Raw genomic sequence first — 305 nt, 5'->3', positions numbered from 1 at the left:
ACTAATAATAAAGACAAAATATATCAAATAAAACTATTAATTGAAGAATTTAGGTTCCAAGTATTGGCAGATGAATTATTCAGAATTAATCGGTTCGCATGGGACGGAAAATATACATATTTATTGATTGAGAACTTTATAAAAGGAATTAGCATTATTGATGAATACGTGGAAAATAATTATAATGAACTTTATATTTTCACAGCAAAACTCTACACTTTAAAAAATGCAATCATTTCATTTAATAATAAATAATTTATGCGAAAAAAATATTTCATTAAAAATTAAAATGCTATTTCCTCAAC

General features: G+C 23.0%; 1 protein-coding gene. It reads left to right on the top strand.

Features of this window, described 5'->3' with window-relative positions:
* Window positions 1-255 (top strand): hypothetical protein (locus tag CN514_RS25850; protein ID WP_098234054.1); only part of this gene is annotated, 255 nt, incomplete at its 5' end.
* Window positions 256-305 lie beyond the last annotated feature (50 nt).

The organism is Bacillus sp. AFS001701 (assembly GCF_002559405.1).
Lineage (GTDB): Bacteria > Bacillota > Bacilli > Bacillales > Bacillaceae_G > Gottfriedia.
Note: the sequence above shows the minus strand (reverse complement) of the source record. Positions and strands in the feature narration are given on the sequence as shown.